This window comes from Mesorhizobium sp. M7A.F.Ca.CA.003.01.2.1, assembly GCF_003998945.1.
Lineage (GTDB): Bacteria > Pseudomonadota > Alphaproteobacteria > Rhizobiales > Rhizobiaceae > Mesorhizobium > Mesorhizobium ciceri.
The window spans coordinates 1-1,207 of sequence record NZ_RZRA01001271.1; the positions used below are offsets into that span (position 1 = coordinate 1).

A 1,207-nucleotide genomic window follows, 5' to 3' on the forward strand; every position below is an offset into this window, starting at 1 on the left:
CGATCCGCTGACCGTCAATATGGTGGTGACCAGCATCAGTTCAGGCGGCAGCAGCGGCGGCATCATTTTCGACGGCGTCGCCGGTACCTTCACCGTCACCGGCAACACGAGCGTTGCCGCGGCGACGACTGCCGGCATTATGGCGATCAACGCCGGCAACACCGGCGTCTTCACCTTCAACACGGTGACACTGAACAGCGCCGTCACGGCGGGCGGCGGCATTCAGGTGGCGAGCGGTACGCTCAACATCACCGGCCTCGCCAACATTGACACGACCACCGGCGTCGGCGTCTCGCAAACCGGCGGCACGGTCAGCTTCACCGGCGGCGTGACCATCGACACCGCCAGCGGCACCGGAATTGTTGGAACCGGCGGCACGATGGGCATCACAGCTACCGCTGCCGCAGAAACGGTGAGGGCGACCACCGGCCAGGCGATCAATCTCTCTGGCGTCGCCGCCAGCATCGCGCTCGATTCGACCAATTCGGTCGGCGGCGCCAACAATGTCAGGCTGACCAACGTCAGCGGCACGGTCGACCTCGGTTCCGGCGCGCTGAGCGGTGCAACGGGTACGGCGTTCCTGGTTTCGGGCGGTTCGGCCAATATCGATTACAATGGCACCATTACCCACACCGCCAACGCCACCGCGATCGACGTCCAGAACCACACCGGCACCGCCGGCGGCGGCAGCACGATCTCGTTCGACGGCGCCATAACATCGAATAGCTTTAGCGACGGCATCAACCTGGTGGCCAATGGCGGCACCAACGGCACGACGATCAGCTTCACCAACAAGCTGGCGATCGATACCTCAACCAGCGACACCACCGGCTTCAGCGCCACCGGCGGCGGCACGGTTACCGCCACCGGCTCCGGCAGCACGATCAATTCGGGGACCGGCACCGCGCTCGATGTCGAGAACACGAATATCGGCTCGGGGAACCTTGTCTTCCAGAGCATCACATCGAATGGCGGTAGCGCCAACGGCATCATCCTGGTCAATACCGGCACGGCGCTCGGCAATGGCGGCTTGCATGTGACTGGAAATGGCGCCAACGTCGGCGCGACCGGCGGGGGCGTCATCGCCAACAAGACCGGCGCCGATGGCAGCGCCACGCAAGGCACCGGCATCTACCTCAGCAATACGAAGGATGTGCAGCTCAATGGTCTGCAGCTGAACGATTTCGACAATTTCGGTATCCGAGGG

Annotated in this window: 1 pseudogene; it reads left to right on the forward strand. The window is 63.9% G+C overall.

Annotation, left to right across the window (positions count from 1 at the left end):
* Positions 1-1,207: pseudogene (locus EN969_RS31880) on the forward strand (hypothetical protein); the annotation flags it as partial.